At 60.7% G+C, this 22,332-nt stretch carries 18 protein-coding genes; 13 read left to right on the forward strand and 5 right to left on the reverse strand.

Annotation, left to right across the window (positions count from 1 at the left end; translation table 11 throughout):
* Positions 1-129 precede the first annotated feature (129 nt).
* The 5 genes from pilV to QZ501_RS10220 all read left to right on the forward strand — a co-directional run bounded on the left by pilV (position 130) and on the right by QZ501_RS10220 (position 6,430).
* The gene (gene pilV / locus QZ501_RS10200) at positions 130-534 is read left to right on the forward strand and encodes a type IV pilus modification protein PilV (RefSeq protein WP_151440330.1); all 405 of its coding nucleotides are present in this window, start codon (positions 130-132) and stop codon (positions 532-534) included.
* Positions 527-1,609, forward strand: a complete 1,083-nt coding sequence (locus QZ501_RS10205; protein ID WP_295719234.1) for a PilW family protein — start codon at positions 527-529, stop codon at positions 1,607-1,609. The genes pilV and QZ501_RS10205 overlap by 8 nt, the downstream gene beginning before the upstream one ends.
* 1 nt (position 1,610) lies before the next feature.
* Positions 1,611-2,144, forward strand: coding sequence for a PilX N-terminal domain-containing pilus assembly protein (locus QZ501_RS10210; protein ID WP_151440328.1), 534 nt, complete (start codon positions 1,611-1,613; stop codon positions 2,142-2,144).
* 1,024 nt (positions 2,145-3,168) lie between these two features.
* Positions 3,169-5,628 carry a PilC/PilY family type IV pilus protein gene (locus tag QZ501_RS10215; protein ID WP_295719238.1) on the forward strand — a complete coding sequence of 820 codons (2,460 nt, stop codon included), beginning with the start codon at positions 3,169-3,171 and terminating at the stop codon, positions 5,626-5,628.
* Between the two features lie 358 nt (positions 5,629-5,986).
* Positions 5,987-6,430 carry a type IV pilin protein gene (locus tag QZ501_RS10220; RefSeq protein ID WP_151440326.1) on the forward strand — a complete coding sequence of 148 codons (444 nt, stop codon included), beginning with the start codon at positions 5,987-5,989 and terminating at the stop codon, positions 6,428-6,430.
* Between the two features lie 6 nt (positions 6,431-6,436).
* On the opposite strand, the gene QZ501_RS10225 is transcribed toward QZ501_RS10220, so the two are convergent.
* The 3 genes from QZ501_RS10225 to QZ501_RS10235 all read right to left on the reverse strand — a co-directional run bounded on the left by QZ501_RS10225 (position 6,437) and on the right by QZ501_RS10235 (position 10,108).
* Positions 6,437-6,994, reverse strand: coding sequence for a GspH/FimT family pseudopilin (locus tag QZ501_RS10225; protein ID WP_295719242.1), 558 nt, complete (start codon positions 6,992-6,994; stop codon positions 6,437-6,439).
* Positions 6,995-7,094: 100 nt separating this feature from the next.
* Positions 7,095-8,468: a sigma-54 dependent transcriptional regulator gene (locus QZ501_RS10230; protein WP_295719245.1), complete on the reverse strand. Its 1,374-nt coding sequence runs from the start codon at positions 8,466-8,468 to the stop codon at positions 7,095-7,097.
* Positions 8,465-10,108, reverse strand: a complete 1,644-nt coding sequence (locus QZ501_RS10235; protein WP_295719247.1) for an ATP-binding protein — start codon at positions 10,106-10,108, stop codon at positions 8,465-8,467. The genes QZ501_RS10230 and QZ501_RS10235 overlap by 4 nt, the downstream gene beginning before the upstream one ends.
* Before the next feature lie 85 nt (positions 10,109-10,193).
* Between QZ501_RS10235 and QZ501_RS10240 the strand changes: the two genes are divergently transcribed.
* Positions 10,194-11,816 carry an NAD+ synthase gene (locus QZ501_RS10240; RefSeq protein WP_295719249.1) on the forward strand — a complete coding sequence of 541 codons (1,623 nt, stop codon included), beginning with the start codon at positions 10,194-10,196 and terminating at the stop codon, positions 11,814-11,816.
* A 6-nt stretch (positions 11,817-11,822) separates the two neighbouring features.
* Here the strand turns inward: QZ501_RS10240 and QZ501_RS10245 are convergent, their stop codons facing one another.
* A complete protein-coding gene (locus QZ501_RS10245; protein WP_151440322.1) occupies positions 11,823-12,704 on the reverse strand; it encodes an outer membrane protein assembly factor BamD in 882 nt (293 codons plus the stop codon).
* A gap of 102 nt (positions 12,705-12,806) precedes the next feature.
* Between QZ501_RS10245 and rluD the strand changes: the two genes are divergently transcribed.
* The 3 genes from rluD to clpB all read left to right on the forward strand — a co-directional run bounded on the left by rluD (position 12,807) and on the right by clpB (position 17,211).
* Positions 12,807-13,781 carry a 23S rRNA pseudouridine(1911/1915/1917) synthase RluD gene (rluD, locus tag QZ501_RS10250; protein WP_151440321.1) on the forward strand — a complete coding sequence of 325 codons (975 nt, stop codon included), beginning with the start codon at positions 12,807-12,809 and terminating at the stop codon, positions 13,779-13,781.
* Positions 13,778-14,536: a peptidoglycan editing factor PgeF gene (pgeF, locus tag QZ501_RS10255; protein ID WP_151440320.1), complete on the forward strand. Its 759-nt coding sequence runs from the start codon at positions 13,778-13,780 to the stop codon at positions 14,534-14,536. Before rluD ends, pgeF begins: the two co-directional genes overlap by 4 nt.
* 98 nt (positions 14,537-14,634) lie before the next feature.
* The gene (clpB, locus tag QZ501_RS10260; RefSeq protein ID WP_151440319.1) at positions 14,635-17,211 is read left to right on the forward strand and encodes an ATP-dependent chaperone ClpB; all 2,577 of its coding nucleotides are present in this window, start codon (positions 14,635-14,637) and stop codon (positions 17,209-17,211) included.
* Between the two features lie 11 nt (positions 17,212-17,222).
* Here the strand turns inward: clpB and QZ501_RS10265 are convergent, their stop codons facing one another.
* Positions 17,223-17,678 carry a DUF4124 domain-containing protein gene (locus QZ501_RS10265; RefSeq protein WP_151440318.1) on the reverse strand — a complete coding sequence of 152 codons (456 nt, stop codon included), beginning with the start codon at positions 17,676-17,678 and terminating at the stop codon, positions 17,223-17,225.
* A gap of 361 nt (positions 17,679-18,039) precedes the next feature.
* On the opposite strand from QZ501_RS10265, the gene QZ501_RS10270 reads away from it, so the two are divergent.
* The 4 genes from QZ501_RS10270 to pssA are packed head-to-tail and all read left to right on the forward strand — an operon-like array spanning position 18,040 to position 22,180.
* Positions 18,040-19,761, forward strand: a complete 1,722-nt coding sequence (locus QZ501_RS10270; protein ID WP_151440317.1) for an acetolactate synthase 3 large subunit — start codon at positions 18,040-18,042, stop codon at positions 19,759-19,761.
* A 4-nt stretch (positions 19,762-19,765) separates the two neighbouring features.
* The gene (ilvN, locus tag QZ501_RS10275) at positions 19,766-20,257 is read left to right on the forward strand and encodes an acetolactate synthase small subunit (RefSeq protein WP_077529096.1); all 492 of its coding nucleotides are present in this window, start codon (positions 19,766-19,768) and stop codon (positions 20,255-20,257) included.
* A 42-nt stretch (positions 20,258-20,299) separates the two neighbouring features.
* Positions 20,300-21,313, forward strand: coding sequence for a ketol-acid reductoisomerase (ilvC, locus tag QZ501_RS10280; protein WP_095618040.1), 1,014 nt, complete (start codon positions 20,300-20,302; stop codon positions 21,311-21,313).
* Positions 21,314-21,358: 45 nt separating this feature from the next.
* Positions 21,359-22,180, forward strand: coding sequence for a CDP-diacylglycerol--serine O-phosphatidyltransferase (gene pssA / locus QZ501_RS10285; protein WP_151440315.1), 822 nt, complete (start codon positions 21,359-21,361; stop codon positions 22,178-22,180).
* Positions 22,181-22,332 lie beyond the last annotated feature (152 nt).

A 22,332-nucleotide genomic window follows, 5' to 3' on the forward strand; every position in this document is an offset into this window, starting at 1 on the left:
AACCTTCCGGGGGAATGGTCTGGCAACAAGTAACGAAACGCTACGGCTTTGTGGAGACAGTGGAGGCAATGATCGGCGCATTGATATCAGCCGCGGCGGTCAGGTGACAACCACCGAGGAGGACTGCCCATGAAAACGGGATCTCTGGCAGAAGGACGTTCCGAGAGAGGGCTCTCTTTGGTTGAGGTGCTTGTTGCGGTCGTGATTCTGGCGATCGGACTCCTTGGAATTGCCAGCACCCAGTTGGTGGCGTTGGAGCAGACCAACCTGGCGCATAAACGAACAACCGCGACCATGCTTGTTTCGGAAATGGCGGATCGGGTCAGGGCCAACAATGGCGATATACCAGCCAGTGTGCCGGCGGATCTCCAGCGCCGCATGGATGATGTGCTGGGTACCGATGCGGATATGGATATGGAAATGAATGACGACATGCTGGAAGTAACTCTGGAATGGAAGGAACGGGACCGTTTCGAGGACGACGGCGAGCGGGATGAATCCTTCACCATGCAGGCGAGGATGAACAATGACTGACGGTTACGGTAACCAGCGTGGCCTCTCGGTGGGGGAGCTGATGGTAGCCCTGTTGCTTGCCAGCTTTCTCACGATGGGGATGGTCTACATCTTTACGAGTAACAGCGATACATTCCGCTTGAACGAAGCCAGTGCACGGGTTCAGGAGTCCGGACGTATGGCTATGGATATTCTCGGGCGGGCTATCCGGAACGCGGGGTACTGGGGGTGTATGGATCCACCGGAAAATCTGACTTGTCCCGACGGTGGTGATGGGGATCAGCCGTTTTCATGCATGCTGAACAATAATGTCGAAGATATCGATTCCATGTTCACAACCCTTGGGGGTGATGACAACGTTGGCGGTAGCAATGGTTTCGGGGCCGTCGCTGGATCCGATGTCATACGCTTTGGCGGTGTGCAGGGCAATGCATTATTAACAGCTACGACGCAGACACCCGTCAACTCGGCCACGATTTTTTCTGGCCAGAATCCGCAGGCCCTGGTCAACGACGGTGACATCCTGATCATCAGTAATTGCCAGGCAGCGGATGTTTTTCAGGTGAGTAACACGCGGAACAACGGGTTTACGGTTAATACAGGTACTGGCAGCCCCGGCAACGACCGACAGAACCAGTCGGCCTATTCCCAGGGGGCCAAGTTCTTCCGGCCGAGCAGAGTTGCATACTACATACGGGATGATGATGGGCGACGTTCGCTTGCTTTCAACACCCTGGATATGCAGGCCGATGGCAATGGCACCGTTGGGCAGTACTCCACATCCAGAGAGGAGGAGCTCGTCAGCAATATATGGGGTATGCAGATCCAGTATGGTCGGGACACGTCGGGAGACGGGAGTGTTGACCAGTGGAGTGATCCGGGCAGCGCCTCGGATGCTCAGCAGGCGTTGGCCGTGCGTTACAGCTTTCTCGTGCGTTCCCGCAATGAGGATGTGGTCGAGGAGCCTCAGACCTATTGCTATCCCGGATGGCTGGACTGCGAGAGCAACCCCGGGCTGAGAACCACGGCGGGTGACCGGCATCTTTACAGGGTCTACACCAGCGTCAGTACGCTGCGCAACAGGGTAGGAGGGTGATATGTATCGTCAGCAGGAGTATGGCAGCGCGCTGTTACTGGCTCTGATTCTGCTGCTGGTTCTGTCTCTTCTCGCGATTTCCGGAATGGAGGGCAGCCTGATGCAGGAGCGCATGAGCACGGCGCAGCGTGAAGGGGTGATGGCGCTGGAGATTGCCGAGTCCGGGGCTCAGGACGCCGAAACCTGGATCGAGGAGGACGTTGTGACCCTCACGGAGTTCGATGGAAGTGACGGGCTTTACGATGCGACAGAAGACGGCGAGCAATCTCCGGATCCCCATAGCGCGGATATCTGGGCCAGTGATTCTACACAGACGCGAACCGCCGATTCGGTTGAGGGGGTGACGCCCCGGTATTTCATTGAATATATGGGCGAAGGGTTTGCGCCTGAAGAGTTAACCGACGGCAATATTGGCGGTTACCAACATGATAGTGGAGGTTCTGATACCCATGCTTTCCGCATTGTTGTGCGGGCCGAAGGCCCCTCCGGTCGGGGGCAGCGCATGATTGAAGTCTTCTATACACGCCAGATCTGAGGGTAGCGGGGTAGTCATCATGAATACGGGCAAATTACGGACGGTTATCGTCGCGTTGGGCGCAATGGCAACGGCAACGATTGCATCCGCTGACGATGTCACACTTTCCGATACGCCATTGTTTATTGCGTCAACGGCGGATCCCAACCTGATGTTCATCCTTGATGACAGCGGCTCCATGAGGTGGGGCTTTATGCCGGATGAGCTTGATGGTGGTAATAATTTTGGGTCACTCGACTGTACTGGTAGGCGATATAATTACGCAGGCCAGACTTACCGCCTTTGTGATGTTGACGAGGATGCCAGGTATCTCGCGTCTCCAAGCACCAATGACCTGTACTTTGACCCTGATGCGACGTATCCCCCGCCTCTGAAGCCCGATGGCTCTTCCTATCCGGATGCCGACTACACCAATGCCTGGGTGGATGGGTACGCGGCCGCCCGAACGGATAACCCTGTGACGGTTGACCTTGGAACACGGTATGCCGCCCTTATGGATCCCTATTTCCACGGCGGTGGTTTCATGCTGGCCGATGGTACCGATCCCAATGGATACCTTGATGAGGCTTTCTATTACGAGCTTCAGGATGGTTCGGGGTGCGATACACTGATACCACCTGACAGTTGCTTCAGTGCCAGAAAACATCCGAGTACTGACGAGGAAAAACAGGCTTTTGCGAACTGGTACGCGTACTACCGTACTCGTGAACTGTCATCCAGGCTGGGCATTACCGAGGCTTTCATCGATCAGCCGGAAAGCATGAGGATTGGCTATGACACGATTAACTCCAGCTGGGTTGAGCGTGGGGTCCGGCCGTTCAGCGGAGAGGACCGGACTGAGTTTTTCGAATGGCTGCAAACGCATAATGCGGGTGGCGGCACTCCCCTAAGGAATGCACTTGATACGATCGGGGGGTATTACGAAAGTGAATCCGATGAAGGGCCGTGGGCAGACGAACCAGGGGTAGAGGATGGGCAATCTGCTGACACCTTCATCGAGTGTCGTCAGAGCGCGGCGATTCTGATGACCGATGGCTATTACAGCGGCGGCAACCCCGGAGTGGGGAATGTGGATGGCTCGAACGGAGACGGTATAAGTGGTCCGGACAGCGAGACGTATACCTATGAATCCGGGTCACCCTATGCGGACGAGCACAGCAATACCCTGGCGGATGTGGCGATGGAGTATTGGGTCAGGGACCTGCAACCCAGCGTCGCTAACCGGGTGCCGACGACAGAGGATAATCCGGCATTCTGGCAGCATATGAGTACCTACGGTATTGGACTCGGCGTTACCGGCAGCATCACTGAAAGTGATGTCTCGGAGGCAATCAGTAATGATGAGGACCTCGAGTGGCCGGACCCTGCCGACAGTGATTCCGCCAAGATTGATGATCTCCTTCATGCCGGCATCAACAGTAGAGGCGGTTCGTTCAGTGCGACCGAGCCCAAGCGGTTCGCCAATGACTTATCCAAGCTTCTCAGCGACTACATTGACATGACGGGGTCTTCTTCCGGTGTCACTTTTGACACCGCAACTCTCGAAGAGGACTCGCTGATTTTCGGTGCCCGTTTTGATTCCCTGAACTGGAGTGGGGATCTCGACGCCCGCCCGCTTGAAACTGATGACAACCTGGATAATCCCCAGGTGGGGGAGCCGGTCTGGTCCGCGGCGGATAAGTTGGATGCCATGGATTGGCAGGAGCGGGAAATCATGACGGCTGTAGGCGGGACCGGTGTGGCCTTTGAATGGGACCAGTCGGTGCTCTCGGATGAACAGGTTGGTGACCTGCGATTTGGCTCCGGCACGAGCGCGGAACGGGATACTCGGGCGCAGAACCGGTTGGACTACCTGAAAGGTGACCGCTCCATGGAGGGGAGTGGCACTGGCGATTTCAGGGAAAGGGACTCAAGGCTTGGTGATATTGTCAACTCAACGCCGGTGCGCGTTTCTGAGCCCGCATCCGGATGGCCGGACAATGATGAATTCGGCGAAGACGGTAACCGCTATTCGGATTTCCGCTCTGATAAAAAAGATCGCACGCCGGTCATCTACGCGGGAGCCAATGACGGCATGCTGCACGGGTTCAGGGCCACTGAGAATGGCGGTGACGAGATGTTTGCGTTCATGCCATCGGCGATTTTCTCGGATGAGCCTGGCAATGGTCTCCACCATCTAACATCGCAGGATTACCGCCATGACTATTACGTTGACCTGGCACCGTTGGTATCCGATGCGTTTATTAAAGGAAAGGACAGTAACGGAGACATCACCGGTTCCGCGGACTGGCGCACGGTCCTTATTGGCGGTTCCCGTTTTGGCGGAAGAGCCATATTCGCGCTTGACGTGACCGATCCGGATTCCATTTCGGAGGCCACGGCTGCGGAGACGGTACTCTGGGAATTCACTCATGAAGATGATCCCAGGATGGGGTACATCACCGAACCGCCAATCATTGCCAAGGCCCCCTGGGGTAATAACGACATGCGTTGGACGGCGTTCTTCGGTAATGGCTACAACCCGGAGGAGGATGCGACCGGGTTCTTCATGCTGGATCTTGAGGGTGGCCTGGATGGAACCTGGACTGAAGGCGATGACTATGAGTTTGTTTCCTTCGAGACAGGCACCGATGCAACGGGTCTTTCCCCGGTCGCCGTCTACGATAAGGATGGTGACAGCATCGCGGACAGGATCTACGGCGGTGATCTTGCAGGCAATCTCTGGGTAGCAAAGTCCGGCAGCAAGGGATTTGAGTCGGCCTACACCGAGGGGCAGGGTAAGAATGAAACGGCATTACCCCTGTACGAAGGTGCTACAATTGATGGGGATGATCAGCCCATAACAGCGGCTCCCCTGGTGATTCCCAACGCCCTTTCGAACGAGGGGGGAGAGCCTGACCTCTACGTTCTGTTTGGTACCGGGCAGTATCTGAACAACGATGACCTAGGGGATAAGAGCCTTCAGAGCCTTTACGCTGTTCGCGATATCGGCACCTCTGAAGTTCAGCGGAGTGATCTTGCGCCCAGGGAGCTCCAGGAGGATACCGATGCGTCGGATGGGGCAGAAGTGCTGTTCTCCGAGGCAGTGGACGAGACCAATCTGGACAGTGGCTGGTATGTGGACCTGAAGGTTGCGGACCAGGATCCGGAAGGGGAGCGCCTGACGTTGTCACCGCAGGTCCGGGGCGAATACATTTTCGTGAATTCCACCATACCCTCCGATAACCCCTGCGTTGCCGGCGGGCAAACACGGGTCATGGCGTTTGGGCTTCGCGGTCTGACTCCGGAAAGGCCACTCTTCGAGGCCTATGATGGAAAGGTAACGGCGTATCGGAAAGTGGATGGCATTGCCAGTCAGTCCGCATTCCTGGGGGATTATCGATTTACACCCCTTTCCACGGGCGAAGTGGACGTTGAGGAAACCGATATCCCGGATGATGATGAGCGGCTTGGCCGGCAGGGCTGGCAGGAGATGATTGAATGAATTGGTATACGAGTGCTAACGGTAGGATCAGAAACGGGCGGCTTGGTCTGATTACAGGTGTCCTGACTCTTGCTCTGGGGCTAGCTTTCGGCACAGCCACTGCTCAGTCTGATCGGTTGTCTCCCGCGACGAACGACTCGGGGAGTCGTGTCCAGGGGGCGATCAGCGCTGTGGACTGGAAGGACCATACGATTGTGTTGGAAGGTCGTCAGTTTACGATACCCCGTGAACTGAAGGTTGATGGGGTGGATCTGGATCGAGAGAAGGTTCTTCAGCGCTTAACCGTGGGCTCGACGATTACCGTCATCCACAAGAATGATTACAGTAATACCGTTAGCCGTATCCGGACGAGGTTAAAATGACTGAGTGGGAAGGATATCAGCGGAACGCTGCGTCGAGGTCGCGTGGTTTCACGCTTGTCGAGCTGATGATCGTTGTCGCCATCATCGGCATCATCGCCGCCATCGCCTTCCCCACTTACCAGGACCATGTGGAGCGCACGCGGCGTACCACGGCCCAGGGGGACCTGATGGAGTTGGCGCAGTGGATGGAGCGCCGTTATAGCGAGAACTTCAGTTACCTGAACGATGATGACAGCGCACCCACGCTTCCCTTCAGTCACTCACCGCGTGAGTATGATTCCGGGGATGCGTTCTATGACATCAGCTTCAGTGGCAGTGTTACCCAGAATTCCTTCACGCTCCAGGCCCAGCCAAAGAACGGGCAGAGTGGCGACGACTGCGGTACGCTGACCCTGGATAACCAGGGTAACCGTGGTGCTGGGGGTAGTGACTGCTGGTGAATGCGCTCAGGGGCAGGTGACGGGTTTCCCGTTGCTGCCCTGAACGATCCCATCTCCAGAGTGGTCCTGAGCGTAGCGTAAGCGCCCGCCCATATTGATGATGAGCTGTCCGGCATTTTTCTCGTCACCGCTTTCCGGGCACCAGGTCAGATTGCCGAGGGTTCCGCGGACCATGCCGTTCGGGCGGTACTGGAAATAGCCCCGGTTGCCCACTCTTACTGTCCATGAGCCGGATTCCGATGGTTCCTTGATGCGCAGTGATTGCCGGCCGGCCGTGAGCGCGCGCTGGTTTTCAGGATCCGCAAAGACATGCACCGGTTTCTGCCAGTTCCCGGTGCATTCATTGCTGTCATCCAGGGGGCAGATGGTCACGATGGTGCCCTGGCTGACGGCCTGGGTTCGGGCAAGATGGAACAGCCCCACCATGCTCTGCATTTGGGTCCGGCGGGAGGTGTTCTCGAAGAGCTTCTGCAGTCCGGGGATCATGGTGGTGGTCACAATGGCCAGTACTGCAATGACGATGATCAGTTCAAGCAGCGTCACGCCGCGTTCCGTGCGTCTCATCCCTGAGTCCTCTTCTGTCTGATCCGTTCAATCCCTGTTCGGATGAGCGGATTCTAGGCAAAGAGGGCCCCGGAGGGCAACGAACGGATTCGCGGAAGTGCTACTCCATGCCCAGTTTCTTGAGCTTGTAACGCAGGGCCCGGAAGCTGATCCCCAGCCAGCGCGCGGCTGCCGTCTTGTTGCCTTCGGTCTGGGCCAGAGCTTTCTCGATGGTGGTGCGCTCGATGGATTCCAGGTAGGACTCCAGGTCCATGCCGCTCTCCCCAGGCTCCGGAATGCCCGCACTCTCCTCCGGGGCCAACCCTGTTGAGGGGGCACCATTGAGCTGGAGGTCCTCGCCCCGGATCACATCCTCCTCGCTCAGGGTGAAGGCCCGCTCCAGGCAGTTCTCCAGCTCCCGTACGTTGCCCGGGAACGGGTGGGCCTGCAGGGCGGTTACCGCGTCGTCGCTGAGCTGGGCCGGTGGCAGATCGTAGTCCCGTGCCAGGCGTTCCAGGATGTGCCGGGCCAGTATCGGGATATCAGCGGTACGCTCGCGCAGGGAAGGCACCCTCAGTTCAATCACGTTGATCCGATAGAACAGGTCCTGACGGAAGAGGCCGTCCTCCACCAGCGCGGCCAGGTTGCGGTGCGTGGCGCTGAGGATACGCACGTCCACGGCAACCTCCTCCTTGGCCCCGACAGGCCGGATGCGCTTCTCCTGGATGGCCCGCAGCAGTTTCACCTGCATGGGCAGCGGCAGGTCCGCGACCTCATCCAGAAACAGGGTGCCCTGATGCGCAGCCTGGAAGAGCCCCTCACGGTTCTCGGTAGCGCCGGTAAAGCTGCCCTTGCGGTGGCCAAAGAACTCGCTCTCCATCAGTTCCTGGGGAATGGCGCCGCAGTTGACGGGCACGAAAGCATGCTCCCGGCGGGGCCCGTGTTCATGGATCAGCCGGGCCACCAGTTCCTTGCCGCTACCGGACTCACCGCTGATGTAGACCGGGGCCTGGCTGCGCGCGACCTTGCGGGCCTGGCGCCGGAGTGTGTCAATTTCCGGCGACTCGCCGAGCAACAGCTCCTCGTCTCCGGCGCCAGTGGTTCCCTGGTCCTCGCCTGCGTTTTCCGGGGGCAGTCGCAGCGCACTTTCCACCAGCTCCCGCAGGCGCGGCAGTTCCACGGGCTTGGAGACAAAATCGAAGGCGCCGGTCTTGAGCGCCGTTATCGCGGAATCCATGCTGCCATAGGCGGTGATCACCGCTACCGGTATGTCCGGGCACTGGCTCTGTATCCAGTCGACCAGGTCAATGCCGTTGCCATCCGGCAGGCTCATGTCGGTCAGGCATAGGTGGAAGACCTGGTTGGCGAGCAGGTCACGCGCTTCACCCAGGGTGGCGGCGGTGGTGCACTCAACAGCCATCCGGCTGAGTGTAATATCAAGCAGTTCCCGGATGTCCGGCTCGTCGTCGACAATCAGGGCCCTGTAATCGGTCATGGTTCATTCCCTGTCAGGTTGGCGCCCGAGGCACTGAAATCCAGAGCGCGGCGCCCCGGGTGGGCAAAGGTGATGCGGAAACAGCATCCGGTCTCGCCGCTCTCCAGCAGGAAGAGCCGGGCCTGGTTGGCCTCGCACAGTTCCCGTGCCAGATAGAGTCCCAGGCCGGTGCCTTCCTGTTCGGTGGTGTGGAACGGTTCGAACAGCGAGGCCTGTTGGGTCTCATCCAGCCCCGGGCCGTAATCCTGCACATCAATATAGGCCCTCTGACCGTCCTCGGTCACGCCGGTCCGCACCGTGAGCTGGAGGCGGCCGGTTCGCTGACGGCTGTAGCGCAGGCCATTATCAATCAGGTTGGTCAGTGCCTGTTGCAGCTGTGAGGGGTCAAAACGGGCTGATCCGGGAACACCCGAGAGCTTGAGATCGATCAGTACCGGCTCCTGGACTGTCTCCACATAGTCGTTGACCACCCCGGCCAGCCACTCGCCCAGATCCATCAGGCGGACGCTGGTCGTGCGTCGCCGCGAGAGCTCCAGCACATTCTCGATGATCGCGTTCACCCGTTCACTGTGGCGCTGGATGATGCCGGCCATCCGGCGGTCGCCGTCATCCGCGGTCTCGGACTCGCCCAGGAGCTGGGCGGCATGGCTGATCGCGCCCAGGGGGTTGCGGATCTCGTGGGCAATGCCGGCGGTGAGTCGCCCGAGGGAGGCCAGTTTCATCTGCTGGGCCTGCTGGACGATCTTGCCCGTGTCTTCCAGAAAGATCAGGACCAGATGCTCCAGTGGGCTGTCCAGACGCATGAAATTCGCCTGAACGCTGGGCGTGTCGTTGCGGGCCTGGAATGGTGGTGTGCGTTCGCCAGGCTGCTCAAGCCATTGATCAAGGCGCTGCTTGAGCGCCTGGGGCAGGATGGTCAGTCTTGGGGCTGCCGTGCGTTCTCCCAGCAGCAGCTCGCCGGAAGCGGCGTTGGCCATCCGGAGGGCCCCATTGGGCTCCGCGACCAGGATGCCGGTATGCATGCGCTGGATGATCTGGTGGTTGAGCTGTTCCAGCTCCTCAATGCTGCGGGCCCGTTCCGAGGCCAGCTGTTCACTGGAGGCCAGGCGGCGGGTGATGTTCTGGAGCAGGAAGGCGGCGGCAAAGTAGATAAGCCCCATGACGCCGGCCCGGACGATGTCATCCACACCGGACAGTCCCTGCAGCAGGAGCAGCGCGGCTGTAACCAGCGATGCCAGCGTGGCCAGTGCGGCGTAGAAGATGCCGATCCGGCCGGGAACCAGGATATTGCCCGCTGCCACGCTGATGATACCCAGGTTCACGATGCCGCTGCTGATGCCGCCGCTGAAGAAGGCGAGCAGGTGGATCATCAGTATGTCCGCCAGGATGGAGACTGTGATGTGCCAGGGGCGGAGCGCATAGCCGGCCAGCAGCAGCATGCCCGTGACGATGTTCATCGCCAGGTAGGTGAGGGCCGTGGCCTGGAACAGCCATTCGTTGTGCAGTCTGGTGCCGACCAGATCCGTCTCAAGCAGCAGCAGTGCCACCAGCAGCAGGCTGATGACGATCCGGTAGTAGTTGTAGATGCGGAAAAGACGGGCCCGCTGGTCCTTCCGCGCGGCCTGTGGCGACGCCTCCATGGAGACTCCGTGTGAGTGGAACGTCAAAATGGATTCAGGTGGTTATAATAGCGTCCCAGCGTCCATGGTGACAGGAGACAGGGGAATGACAGCGGGTTTGCGGGTCGTTATGGCCCAGTTCAATGCCACGGTCGGGGATATCCCCGGTAATGCCGAAGGGATGCTTTCAATGGCCCATGACGCGGTTCAGTCGCATGGGGCGGACATTGTGGTTTTCCCGGAGCTGGCGCTGACGGGCTATCCCCCCGAAGACCTGCTGCTGCGGCCGAGTCTGGGGACCAGGGTGGAGCGCGCACTGGAACACATTGCGGAGGCCATGCCGGAGGCCATCCTGATCTTTGGCGCTCCCCGGGTTACGGATGAGGGCCTGGTCAATGCGGCCATGGTGCTGGACTCCGGCCAGGTGCTTGGGCAGGCCGCAAAGCAGTACCTGCCCAACCAGGATGTGTTTGACGAGAAGCGGTGGTTCGTTCCGGGAACGGCCACCAGTGTGTTTGAGCTGCGGGGGCTGCCGGTTGCCATCACCATCTGTGAGGATATCTGGCACGATCAGCCGGCGGTTGGGGCGGCTGATAGCGGAGCCCGTCTGCTCATCAATCTGAATGCCTCCCCCTACCATCTGGAACGCCAGCCGGAGCGGCGGGAGCGGCTGGCCACACTGGCCCGTGCGCACAATCTGGGCATCATCTACGTGAACCTTGTGGGTGGCCAGGATGAACTGGTCTTTGATGGCGGTTCACTGGCTTTTGACGGTTACGGCCGAGAGTGCGCCCGGGCGCCGCGCTTTGATGAGGCGCTGCATCCGGTGCAGCTGGATGGTGATGGAAACCTGGCGGAGACGGAGCTGGCACCGGAACCCGATGAGGATGCACTGGTCTACCGGGCCCTGTGCGTGGGGCTGCGCGACTACATCGGTAAGAACGGTTTCCCCTCGGTGGTGCTCGGCCTTTCCGGGGGGATTGATTCCGCCCTGACGCTGGTGGTGGCGGTCGATGCACTGGGTGCGGACCGGGTATCCGCGGTGATGATGCCGTTCCGGTACACCTCGGGTATGAGTCTGGAGGATGCCGAGCGCATGGCGGATGGTCTGGGTGTTGAGTACCGGGTGCTGTCCATTGAATCCATCTACGATGCTTTCATGGGGGCACTGGCCGAACCTTTTGGCGACCGCGCCGTGGATACCACCGAGGAGAATCTGCAGGCCCGGATCCGTGGCACCCTGCTGATGAGCCTTTCCAACAAGTTCGGCAGCATTGTTCTGACCACCGGCAACAAGAGCGAGCTTGCCGTGGGCTACTCCACCCTCTACGGCGACATGGCCGGTGGCTTCAGTGTGCTCAAGGACGTGTCCAAGACACTGGTCTACAGGCTTTCACGCTGGCGTAACCGGGCAGAGGAGGCGATTCCGCAGCGGATCATCGAGCGTCCGCCGTCGGCAGAGCTGGCACCGGATCAGAAGGATGAGGACAGCCTGCCGCCCTACGAGGTGCTGGATCGGATCCTTGAGCGCTATGTGGAGCAGGATGTCAGCGCGGAGGGCATCATCGCCGAGGGGTATGACCGGGAGGATGTGCTGCGGGCGGTCCGGCTGGTGGATATCAACGAGTACAAGCGCCGCCAGGCCCCCATTGGCACCCGCATCACGCGGCGTGCTTTCGGGCGGGATCGGCGCTATCCGATCACCAATCGGTGGCAGGCGGGCGACTGAAGCCCGTCACTCCTCGTCTTCCGGGCCGCCCATGAGCCCGAAGGTCAGTACGCTGGTCAGGGAGCGGTCCCGGATACCGAAAGTCTGGCGGGTGAAGCGTCCGTCATCGTTCAGCGCCGGGTTGTCCGGGAAGTTCTGGGCGAGCACGCGTGCGGTGTCCTTGCGTTCCTGATTCAGGCCCAGGCGGGCGTACATCTCGGCCATGATGACCAGCGCCTCTTCCACCGCCGGCGTTCGGTTGTATTCCTCAACCACGGTTCGTGCGCGGTTCAGTGCCGCGATATAGGCTTGCCGCTTGATGTAGTACTGCGCTGCCGCCAGCTCCTGCCCGGCCATCCGGTTACGGATGGCGATCATGCGCTGGCGGGCGTCGGCGGTGTACTGGCTTTCCGGATAGCGGCTGACCAGCTGTGAGAAATCCTCGAAGGCCTGGAGCTGCTGTCCGGGATCGCGGGCGTCTACTTCAATGGGGAAGTAGCGTGCGGCCAGCCCCAGGTCCATGTAATAGGAAGCTATGCCGCGCATGTAGAGCGCGTAGTCCGCGTTCTCGCTCTGGGGGTTCAGCCGCAGGAAACGGTCTGCCGCGCTGCGCGCACCCTGGAGGTCGAGGTTCTGGTAGCGGGCATAGATCAGGTCCAGCTGGGCCTGTTCCGCATACCGTCCGAAGGGGTAGTAGGTCTCCAGTGCCTCCAGGTTCTGTTGGGCGGACTCGAAGTTGCCGGCGTTCATGGAACTGCGGGCCTGTTCGTAGTACTCCTCCTCGGGCAGTGTTTCCTCCCCGGTGCTGGCACAGCCGGCCAGAAGCAGGGCGGTGAGCACGGGAGCGAGAATCCGGCCCGCAGTGCGCTGGATGGAACCTTCGGAATGGGGCAGCGACCGGCGCGTCATGCGATTACCTGTATACTGTGATGTAAAAGGGTGTGAGTTGACGGCCATTGTAACGGCCGGGATCATGATTCGGAACCAGCAGAGGGCAGGACAGCACAATCCATGACAAGCGGCACAGAACGCATCGAGGCAAGCTTCAGTGTACCGCCGGAACTCAGCGACCAGCGGTTGGACCAGGCCGTGGCACGGCTGATGCCGGAGCATTCACGCTCGCGCATCCAGGGGTGGGTGCGCTCCGGCGAGCTCACGGTCAACGGCGAGAAACGCCGGCCGCGGGATCGGGTACTGGTGGACGACCGGGTGGACGTAGCAGCACAAGCGGAGGCTGAGGTCACCTGGGAAGCGGAGGCCATCGATCTGGACATCATCCATGAGGATGAGCATCTGATCGTGCTGAACAAGCCGGCGGGTCTGGTGGTTCACCCCGCTGCCGGCCACGAGGCGGGGACCCTGGTCAACGCGCTTCTCCATCATGCCCCGGAGCTGGAGCGTATTCCCCGGGCGGGGATCGTGCACCGGCTGGACAAGGACACCAGCGGCATCATGGTGGTGGCCCGTAGCCTGGAGGCGCATACATCCCTGGTGGCGCAGCTGCAGGAACGGCGTATGGGGCGCGAATACCAGGCCGTCTGTCTCGGGGAACTGACCGGCGGTGGCCGGATTGAGCAGCCCATCGGTCGCCATCCCCAGCAGCGCAAGAAAATGGCCGTGGTGCCCGATGGCCGCCCGGCGGTCACACATTACCGGCTGGTCAGGCGCATGGCCGGGTTCAGCCACATCCGCTGCCAGCTGGAGAGCGGGCGGACCCATCAGATCCGGGTCCACATGGCACACATCCGTCATCCGCTGCTCGGTGACCCGGTCTATGGAAGCCGTATGCGCTATCCCAGAGGGACGGATGAGGAGCTTCGGTCCGCGCTGGACGGGTTCCGCCGCCAGGCCCTGCATGCGGCCCGCCTTGAGCTGGCGCATCCGGCCACCGACGAGTTCTGCGAGTGGGAGGCGCCGCTGCCCGCGGATTTCCGTCAGCTTCTGGATGCCCTGTCTGCTTTTGAGGAAAGGCGGTCCGCTTCATGATCACGGAGTCTGACGAAAGCGTCTTCGTTCCGGACTGGCCCGCACCTGCCGGGATTCGATCCCTGGTCACCACGCGCCGCGGTGGTTTCAGTAGTGGTCCCTGGCGCAGCTTCAATCTCGGTTTTCATGTGAACGACGACGCGGGGGCCGTGCACGCCAACCGGGCAAAGCTGACCCGAGTCAGCGGGCTGGCTCCAGGGGCTGTTCACTGGCTTGAACAGGTTCATGGCAACCGGGTGGTGCGTGTCCCCGCCATGGAACAGACGCCGGTGGCGGATGCGGCCTGGACGGACCAGCCGGGTCAGGCCTGTGTGGTCATGACAGCGGACTGCCTCCCGGTGCTGTTCTGCGATGATCGAGGATCCCGTGTTGCCGTGGCCCATGCCGGCTGGCGGGGACTGGCGGATGGTGTACTGGAGGCAGCCCTGGGTGTTTTCCCGGAACCGTCGCGGGTTCTGGCGTACCTGGGGCCCGCCATCGGGCCCTCCGCCTTTGAGGTGGGCGATGAGGTCCGTGCCACCTTCATCGCGGAGGACCCGGAAGCCGGTCTCCATTTCCACCCGGCTTCCCCGCTGGGTGAAACCTGGTATGCGGACCTCTACGGCCTTGCCAGGCAGCGGCTTGAGACTGCCGGAGTCAAGCGCGTTTTTGGAGGCTGCGCCTGTACCTACTGGGATGAGGCGGATTTCTTTTCCTACCGTCGTGACGGCACCACAGGCCGCATGGCATCCCTGATCTGGCTTGACAACGCTTGAAGAGCCAGCAAAAGCCCCAATATCTCCCCACAAAGCCAAAATGAGCAACCGTTGGTGAAGGCACCACACGGTTCCTGGAACAGTGGGAGAATGAATCGATGCGAATCGACAAGATGACGAGCCGGCTCCAGAACGCACTGGCGGATGCCCAGTCACTGGCGGTCGGGAACGACAACAACACCATTGAGCCCCTGCACCTGATGCAGGCGCTGCTTGACCAGAAGGACGGCGGCACCCGCGGGCTGCTGCAGCAGCTGAGTGTGGACCCCAACCGCTTCCGCCAGTCCGTGGCCGAGGGCATCGATGGCCTGGCGCGTGTCAAGGACAACCAGGGCGATGTCCAGATGGGCCAGGAGCTGGGCCGTCTGCTCAACATGACGGACAAGCTCGCCCAGCAGCGTGGTGATGGCTATATCTCAAGTGAGCTTTTCCTGCTCGCCGCAACCGAGGACAAGGGCCCCCTGGGCAAGGTCTTCCGGGAATTCGGCGTTACCAAGGACTCGATGGCCCAGGCCATCGACAGCATGCGTGGAGGTGAGACCGTGGACGACCCCTCAGCAGAGGAAAATCGTGAGGCTCTGGACAAGTATACCTCGGATCTCACCGCCCGGGCCCGGGACGGTAAGCTGGATCCGGTGATCGGCCGGGATGATGAGATCCGGCGGACGATCCAGGTACTGCAGCGCCGCCAGAAAAACAACCCGGTTCTGATCGGCGAGCCCGGTGTGGGCAAGACTGCCATCATCGAAGGGCTGGCCCAGCGGATCGTGGACGGCGAGGTGCCCGATGGGCTCAGGGACAAACGGGTTCTGGCCCTGGATCTGGGCGCACTGCTTGCAGGTGCCAAGTATCGCGGCGACTTTGAGGAACGCCTCAAGGCGGTGCTGAACGAGCTCGGCAAGGAAGAAGGGCAGGTGATCCTGTTCATTGACGAGCTCCACACCATGGTTGGTGCGGGCAAGACCGAAGGTTCCATGGATGCGGGCAATATGCTCAAGCCGGCGCTGGCCAGGGGCGAGCTCCACTGCGTGGGGGCGACCACCCTGGACGAATACCGTGAGAACATCGAGAAGGATGCCGCCCTGGAGCGCCGTTTCCAGAAGGTGATGGTTAACGAGCCCACCGAGGAGGACACCATCGCCATCCTGCGTGGGCTCAAGGAGCGCTATGAAGTCCATCACGGCGTGGAGGTGACCGACGGCGCCATCATTGCCGCGGCCAAGCTTTCCAATCGCTATATCACGGACCGCAAGCTGCCGGACAAGGCCATCGACCTGGTGGACGAGGCGGCCAGTCAGATCCGGATCGAGATGGATTCCAAGCCGGAATCCCTGGACCGGCTCGAGCGGCGCCTGATCCAGCTCAAGATCGAGCGCGAAGCGCTCAAGAAGGAGAAGGATGAGGCCTCGAAGAAACGCCTGGATGAGCTTTCGGAACAGATCGCGGATCTCGAGAAGGAGTACGCGGATCTGGAGGAGGTCTGGAACACCGAGAAGGCCTCTCTCCATGGCGCCCAGAGGGTGAAGGAGCAACTGGAAGAGGCGCGCATCGAGCTGGACAACGCCCGCCGTACCGGGGATCTCCAGCGCATGTCCGAGATCCAGTATGGCCAGATCCCGGAGCTGGAGCGCCAGCTTGACCGGGCGAGCCAGGCGGAGATGATGGAGATGTCGCTGCTGCGCAACCGGGTGACGGACGAGGAGATCGCCGAGGTTGTCGGCAAGTGGACTGGCATCCCGGTTTCCAAGATGCTCGAGGGCGAGAAGGACAAGCTCCTGCGTATGGAGCAGAGCCTGCATGAGCGGGTGATCGGGCAGGATGAGGCCATCAGTGCCGTGGCCAACGCGGTGCGCCGTTCGCGTGCCGGTCTGTCGGATCCGCACCGCCCCAATGGCTCCTTCCTGTTCCTTGGTCCCACCGGGGTGGGTAAGACCGAGCTCTGCAAGGCACTGGCGAACTTCCTGTTCGATACCGAGGAAGCCATGGTGCGCATCGATATGTCGGAATTCATGGAGAAGCATTCCGTGGCACGGCTCATTGGTGCACCGCCGGGTTACGTCGGCTATGAACAGGGCGGCTATCTGACCGAGGCGGTACGGCGCCGGCCCTACTCAGTGCTGCTGCTGGATGAGGTTGAAAAGGCGCATGGCGATGTCTTCAACATCCTGCTCCAGGTCCTGGATGATGGCCGCCTGACCGATGGCCAGGGGCGTACGGTGGATTTCCGCAACACCGTGATCGTGATGACCTCGAACCTGGGCTCGGACATCATCCAGACCATGGCCGGCGAAGGCCAGTACGAGCAGATGAAGAGCTCAGTGATGGATGTGGTGAGCAGCCACTTCCGGCCCGAGTTCATTAACCGGGTCGACGATGTGGTGGTCTTCCATCCGCTCGACGAGGAGCAGATCGAGGGCATTGCCCAGATCCAGATCGACCAGCTCAATGCGCGTCTGGCTGAGCAGGAGCTGAGTCTGAGCCTCTCCGAGGAGGCGATGAAGAAGATCGCCGGTGTGGGTTATGACCCGGTCTATGGCGCACGGCCGCTCAAGCGGGCCATCCAGCGCTACATCGAGAATCCGCTTTCCCAGCAGCTGCTGGAGGGCGAATTCCAGCCGGGCACCACCATCCAGGCGAATGTGGAAGGCGATGCCTTCCGCTTTACTGCGGACTGAGGCTTGAGGCCTCAGTCGCAGTTCTCGTCACGGATTTTTTCGTAACGTTCGCGTTCCGCTTCCTTTTCCTCCGGGGAAAGGTAGCGGCGCTCCCCATCCTCCATAACCTGGACCCGGGCGTTCTGCTCCAGGGTCTTCAGTGCCTGGCGGGCCGCTTCACAGTTCTGCTCGCGGATCGCCTCTCTTTCCTGCTGCTCTTTCCCGTCCTGCGTTTCGCCATCAGCTGCCGCTTCCTGCGACTGCTCGCTGTCCGTACCGGCGTTCCCGCCTTCCGCGTCGGCCTGCCTTGAGCCGGTATCAATGGTGTTGGTGCTGCCCGTGGAAACCGGTTCAGCGTCGACCCCGGCAGGTGGGTTGGAGCCGAAGCTGGTCTCGCCGGCCTCGTTGGTCCAGCGGTAGATTTCAGCGCTCGCCGGCAGGGCAATGCAGAGGGCGGCAAGCAGGAAAAGCGGGCGGAAAATGCGCATGGCGGAGCTCCGTGGTGTGGATCAATCTTACTCCCGAATCTAGCCCATTACAGGCTGATCGCAAAATGTGCCGTCACGCAGGGTCTTACGGTTGACACTCCGGCACACCCTGTCAGAATTGACGGTGCCTGTAGGCGGTTGAATTGCATGGCGGCAATCCCGGTAGTGTAATTCCTCGGCATCCACACCACTCAACCCGCTGTACACCTTTACCCTCAGGGTGCAGTTGCCCCGGAGCCAACCTCCTCGCGGGGCGGTGTGGAACAGAGCCCGATTCGGCTTTCACAAGAAGCGTTTCCCCAGGGCACAGGCAGTGGAAGAGACATTGAACATTGATTGCTGTGTAAGAGGGTGATCCAACGTGGAATTACTGTCTGGTGCCGAAATGCTCATCCGGTCCCTCAAGGACCAGGGTGTTGAATACATATACGGATACCCGGGCGGGGCTGCGCTGCACATCTACGATGCGCTGTTCCGTCAGGACGATGTCAAACACATCCTTGTGCGCCATGAGCAGGCCGCCACGCATATGGCGGATGGCTATGCGCGCGCCACCGGTGAACCCGGCGTGGTTCTCGTGACCTCCGGTCCGGGCGCCACCAACACCATTACCGGTATCGCAACCGCCTCCATGGATTCCATTCCCATGGTCGTGCTCTGTGGCCAGGTTGCTTCCCATCTCATTGGTGAGGATGCCTTCCAGGAGACCGACATGATCGGCGTCTCCCGGCCGATCGTGAAGCACAACATGACGGTCCGGCATCCCTCCGAGATTCCCCAGCTCGTCAAAAAGGCGTTCTATCTCGCCAAGAGTGGTCGGCCGGGGCCGGTGGTGATTGATATTCCCAAGGACATGACCGCACCGAACGGGCGCTTTGAGTACGAGTACCCGGAAAAGGTGAGCATGCGCTCCTACAACCCCGCAGTGCGTGGCCATGCCGGTCAGATCCGTCGAGCCGTGGACATGATGATGAATGCCCGCCGTCCGGTCATCTATGCCGGTGGTGGCGTGGTCCTGGGCAAGGCCTCACAGCAGCTGACGGACCTGGCCCATGAGCTCGGGTTCCCGGTAACCAATACCATCATGGGGCTGGGTGGCTTTCCGGCTACCGATGAGCAGTCGCTGGGGTGGCTGGGCATGCATGGCAGCTACGAATCCAATATGGCCATGCATCATTCCGACCTGGTGCTGGCGATCGGGGCCCGGTTTGATGACCGGGTGACCAATGCCACGGACAAGTTCTGTCCCGGTGCCCGCATCGTTCATGTGGACATTGATCCGGCCTCCATCTCCAAGACGGTCCAGGCGGACGTTCCCATTGTGGGCCCGGTCGACTCGGTACTTGAGGAGATGCTCTCGCTGGTGCGTGAAAGCGAGGAGCAGCCCGACCAGGAGGCGCTTGGGGCGTGGTGGAAGCAGATCCGGGAATGGGGCCAGTACCGTTCGCGCTACCATTACGAGCAGAACGGCGACAACATCATGCCCCAGGAGGCGATCCAGGCCCTCTATCGCGTTACCAAAGGGGATGCCTACGTCACCTCGGATGTTGGTCAGCACCAGATGTTCGCTGCCCAGTTCTATCCGTTCGACAAACCCAACCGCTGGATCAACTCCGGCGGGCTGGGGACCATGGGCTTCGGGTTCCCGGCGGCCATGGGCATCAAGCTGCACATGCCCGAACAGGAGGTGGTGTGCGTGACCGGTGAGGGCAGCATCCAGATGAACATCCAGGAGCTGTCCACCTGCAAGCAGTACCACCTGCCGGTGAAGATCATCAATCTGAACAACCAGGCCCTGGGCATGGTCAAGCAGTGGCAGGACATGAACTACGAGTCGCGTTACGCGCACTCGTACATGGAGTCGCTGCCCAACTTTGAGAAGCTGTTCGAGGCCTATGGCCATGTCGCGTTCACGGTAACCCGGCGCGAGGATCTTGAGCCCGTGCTCGAGAAAGCCTTCGCCATGAAGGATCAGCTCGTCTTCGTCGATATCTACGTGGACCCCTACGAGCACGTTTACCCGATGCAGGTGGCCGGCGGCTCGATGAAGGACATGTGGCTCAGCAAGACGGAGAGGGTCTGATATTATGCGGCGAATCATATCGATCCTGATGGAGAACGAGCCCGGCGCCCTCTCGCGTGTGGTCGGGCTGTTCTCCCAGCGTAACTACAACATCGAAAGTCTGGCGGTGGCGCCGACGGAAGACCCGACGCTGTCACGGCTGACGCTGACCACCGAGGGCTCGGACAAGGTCATTGAGCAGATCACCAAGCAGCTCAACAAGCTGATCGAGGTGGTCAAGCTGGTCGATCTCACCGAGGGCAGCCATGTGGAGCGCGAGCTGATGCTGATCAAGCTGCGCGCCACAGGGGCCCAGCGGGCCGAGATCAAGCGTACGGTCGACATCTTCCGAGGTCAGATCGTGGACGTGACCAGCACCGTCTACACGGTGCAGCTGACCGGTGATGGCGAGAAACTCGATGCCTTCATCCAGGCGGTTGGCACCATGGGCGTTCTGGAAGTGGTGCGCTCCGGCGTCTCCGGTATCGCCCGCGGTGAGAAAGTGCTGTCGCTCTGAATCGCCAACTCCATTTAAAGACACTCTGAACAGGGGAACGTAATGCAGGTCTACTACGATAAAGACTGTGATCTTTCCATCATCAAGGGCATGAAAGTGGCCATCATCGGCTACGGCTCCCAGGGGCACGCCCACGCCAACAACCTGAAGGAATCCGGCGTCAGCAACGTGGTTGTTGGTCTGCGTCAGGGCTCCTCTTCCTGGAAGAAGGCGGAAGAAGCCGGCCTGAAAGTGCAGACCATCGAGGATGCCGTGAACGGCGCGGACGTGGTCATGGTCCTGACTCCGGACGAGCACCAGAAGGCCCTGTACGAGCAGCAGATTGAGCCGAACATCGGCAAGGGCGCCGCGCTGGCATTCGCTCATGGCTTCAACATCCATTACAACCAGATCGAGCCGCGTGCGGATCTGGACGTCATCATGATCGCGCCCAAGGGCCCCGGCCATACCGTCCGCAGCCAGTATGTTGAAGGCAGTGGCGTCCCCTCGCTGATCGCGGTTAAACAGGACGCCACTGGTAAGGCCAAGGACACTGCGCTTTCCTATGCCTCGGCCAACGGCGGAGGTCGTGCCGGCATCATCGAGACCAGCTTCCAGGAAGAGACTGAAACCGACCTCTTCGGTGAGCAGATGGTACTGTGTGGCGGTACCAGCGCGTTGATCCAGGCTGGCTTCGAGACCCTGGTGGAAGCGGGCTATGCGCCGGAAATGGCGTACTTCGAGTGCCTGCACGAGCTCAAGCTCATTGTGGATCTGCTCTATCAGGGCGGCATTGCGGACATGCGCTACTCCATCTCCAATACCGCTGAGTATGGCGATGTGACCCGTGGCCCGCGCATCATCAATGAGGACACCAAGAAAGAAATGCGCAAGTGCCTGGACGAGATCCAGAGCGGTGAATTTGCGCGTGAATTCATTCTTGAGAACCAGGCAGGTCAGCCCACGCTCAAGGCCAAGCGCCGTATTGCCGAGCAGCACCAGATCACCGAAGTGGGTGATCGGCTGCGTGGCATGATGCCGTGGCTGCAGAAAAGCCGCCTGGTCGGCAACGAGTGAGATTGTGTTGCAGTGCCCGGCAGTATTGAAGGGAGAAGTGGCCTGATGGCGGAACCTGAGCAGGACGTGTCGCCCCCGGCCGAGGCCGGAGAGGAGGAGGTTGAGGGCGCCGAAGTGGTGGAGGAAGAGGTTGTGGGCGGGTCCCGTGTGCGTAAGCGCGGGATCTACCTTCTTCCCAACCTGTTCACCACGGCGTCGCTGTTCTCGGGGTTCTATGCCATTGTGGCGGCCTCTAACAGTGACTTCGCGATGGCCTCCGTCGCCATTTTTGTCTCCATGGTCCTGGATGGCCTGGACGGTCGCGTCGCGCGGCTGACCAATACCCAGAGCCGTTTCGGGGAGGAGTACGACAGCCTGGCGGATATGGTCGCCTTTGGCGTGGCTCCCGGGCTGGTCGCCTTCTTCTGGGTGCTTAACGACCTGGACAAACTGGGCTGGGTTGTGACCTTCATCTATGTGGCGGGGTCGGCGCTCAGGCTGGCCCGCTTCAACACCCAGATCGGGTCCGTGGACAAGCGCTATTTCGTGGGGCTCCCGAGCCCCTCGGCGGCGGCAGTGGTCGCGGGCATGGTCTGGTGCCTTCATGGGCTGGAGCAGTCATGGTGGCTGGAGGTGCTGGCGGTCGTTCTTGTCGCGGGCGCAGGCACGCTCATGGTGAGCAATGTGCTGTACTACTCCGGCAAGGATCTGGATCTCAAGGGGCGGGTGCCTTTTGCGGCCATACTGCTGGTGGTGCTGGCCTTCGCGGTAGTCGCCATTGAGCCGCCTGTCATCCTGTTCCTCGCGTTCCTGGGGTATACCCTGTCGGGCCCGGCGTTCTGGCTTTGGCGTCGACTGCGGCGCAGGAAGAGCGCGAGCCAGGGGTGATTGCGCGCCTGTAGCAGCGGCTGTTGGTGTCGATGTTACGGGTTATTCAAAAAACGTGTTGACGCTCACGGCGCAGGGTGTAGAATACGCATCTCTTTCGGGGCAACGGCCCACAGCGGCGGCGCTTTCGGGCGCAGATGAGTTGTTCCGGG

The sequence above is a fragment of the uncultured Halovibrio sp. genome, assembly GCF_913056445.1.
GTDB lineage: Bacteria > Pseudomonadota > Gammaproteobacteria > Pseudomonadales > Oleiphilaceae > Halospina > Halospina utahensis_B.

Coding starts and splice junctions, on each gene's coding strand:
- QZ501_RS10245 (WP_151440322.1), bottom strand. CDS start 12,704: ATGACGCGCCGGTCGCTGCCCCATTCCGAAGGTTCCATCCAGCGCACT.
- QZ501_RS10210 (WP_151440328.1), top strand. CDS start 1,611: ATGTATCGTCAGCAGGAGTATGGCAGCGCGCTGTTACTGGCTCTGATT.
- rluD (WP_151440321.1), top strand. CDS start 12,807: ATGACAAGCGGCACAGAACGCATCGAGGCAAGCTTCAGTGTACCGCCG.
- pgeF (WP_151440320.1), top strand. CDS start 13,778: ATGATCACGGAGTCTGACGAAAGCGTCTTCGTTCCGGACTGGCCCGCA.
- QZ501_RS10235 (WP_295719247.1), bottom strand. CDS start 10,108: ATGGAGGCGTCGCCACAGGCCGCGCGGAAGGACCAGCGGGCCCGTCTT.
- QZ501_RS10215 (WP_295719238.1), top strand. CDS start 3,169: ATGACCGATGGCTATTACAGCGGCGGCAACCCCGGAGTGGGGAATGTG.
- pilV (WP_151440330.1), top strand. CDS start 130: ATGAAAACGGGATCTCTGGCAGAAGGACGTTCCGAGAGAGGGCTCTCT.
- clpB (WP_151440319.1), top strand. CDS start 14,635: ATGCGAATCGACAAGATGACGAGCCGGCTCCAGAACGCACTGGCGGAT.
- QZ501_RS10225 (WP_295719242.1), bottom strand. CDS start 6,994: ATGAGACGCACGGAACGCGGCGTGACGCTGCTTGAACTGATCATCGTC.
- QZ501_RS10265 (WP_151440318.1), bottom strand. CDS start 17,678: ATGCGCATTTTCCGCCCGCTTTTCCTGCTTGCCGCCCTCTGCATTGCC.
- ilvN (WP_077529096.1), top strand. CDS start 19,766: ATGCGGCGAATCATATCGATCCTGATGGAGAACGAGCCCGGCGCCCTC.
- QZ501_RS10240 (WP_295719249.1), top strand. CDS start 10,194: ATGACAGCGGGTTTGCGGGTCGTTATGGCCCAGTTCAATGCCACGGTC.
- pssA (WP_151440315.1), top strand. CDS start 21,359: ATGGCGGAACCTGAGCAGGACGTGTCGCCCCCGGCCGAGGCCGGAGAG.
- QZ501_RS10230 (WP_295719245.1), bottom strand. CDS start 8,468: ATGACCGATTACAGGGCCCTGATTGTCGACGACGAGCCGGACATCCGG.
- QZ501_RS10220 (WP_151440326.1), top strand. CDS start 5,987: ATGACTGAGTGGGAAGGATATCAGCGGAACGCTGCGTCGAGGTCGCGT.
- QZ501_RS10205 (WP_295719234.1), top strand. CDS start 527: ATGACTGACGGTTACGGTAACCAGCGTGGCCTCTCGGTGGGGGAGCTG.
- ilvC (WP_095618040.1), top strand. CDS start 20,300: ATGCAGGTCTACTACGATAAAGACTGTGATCTTTCCATCATCAAGGGC.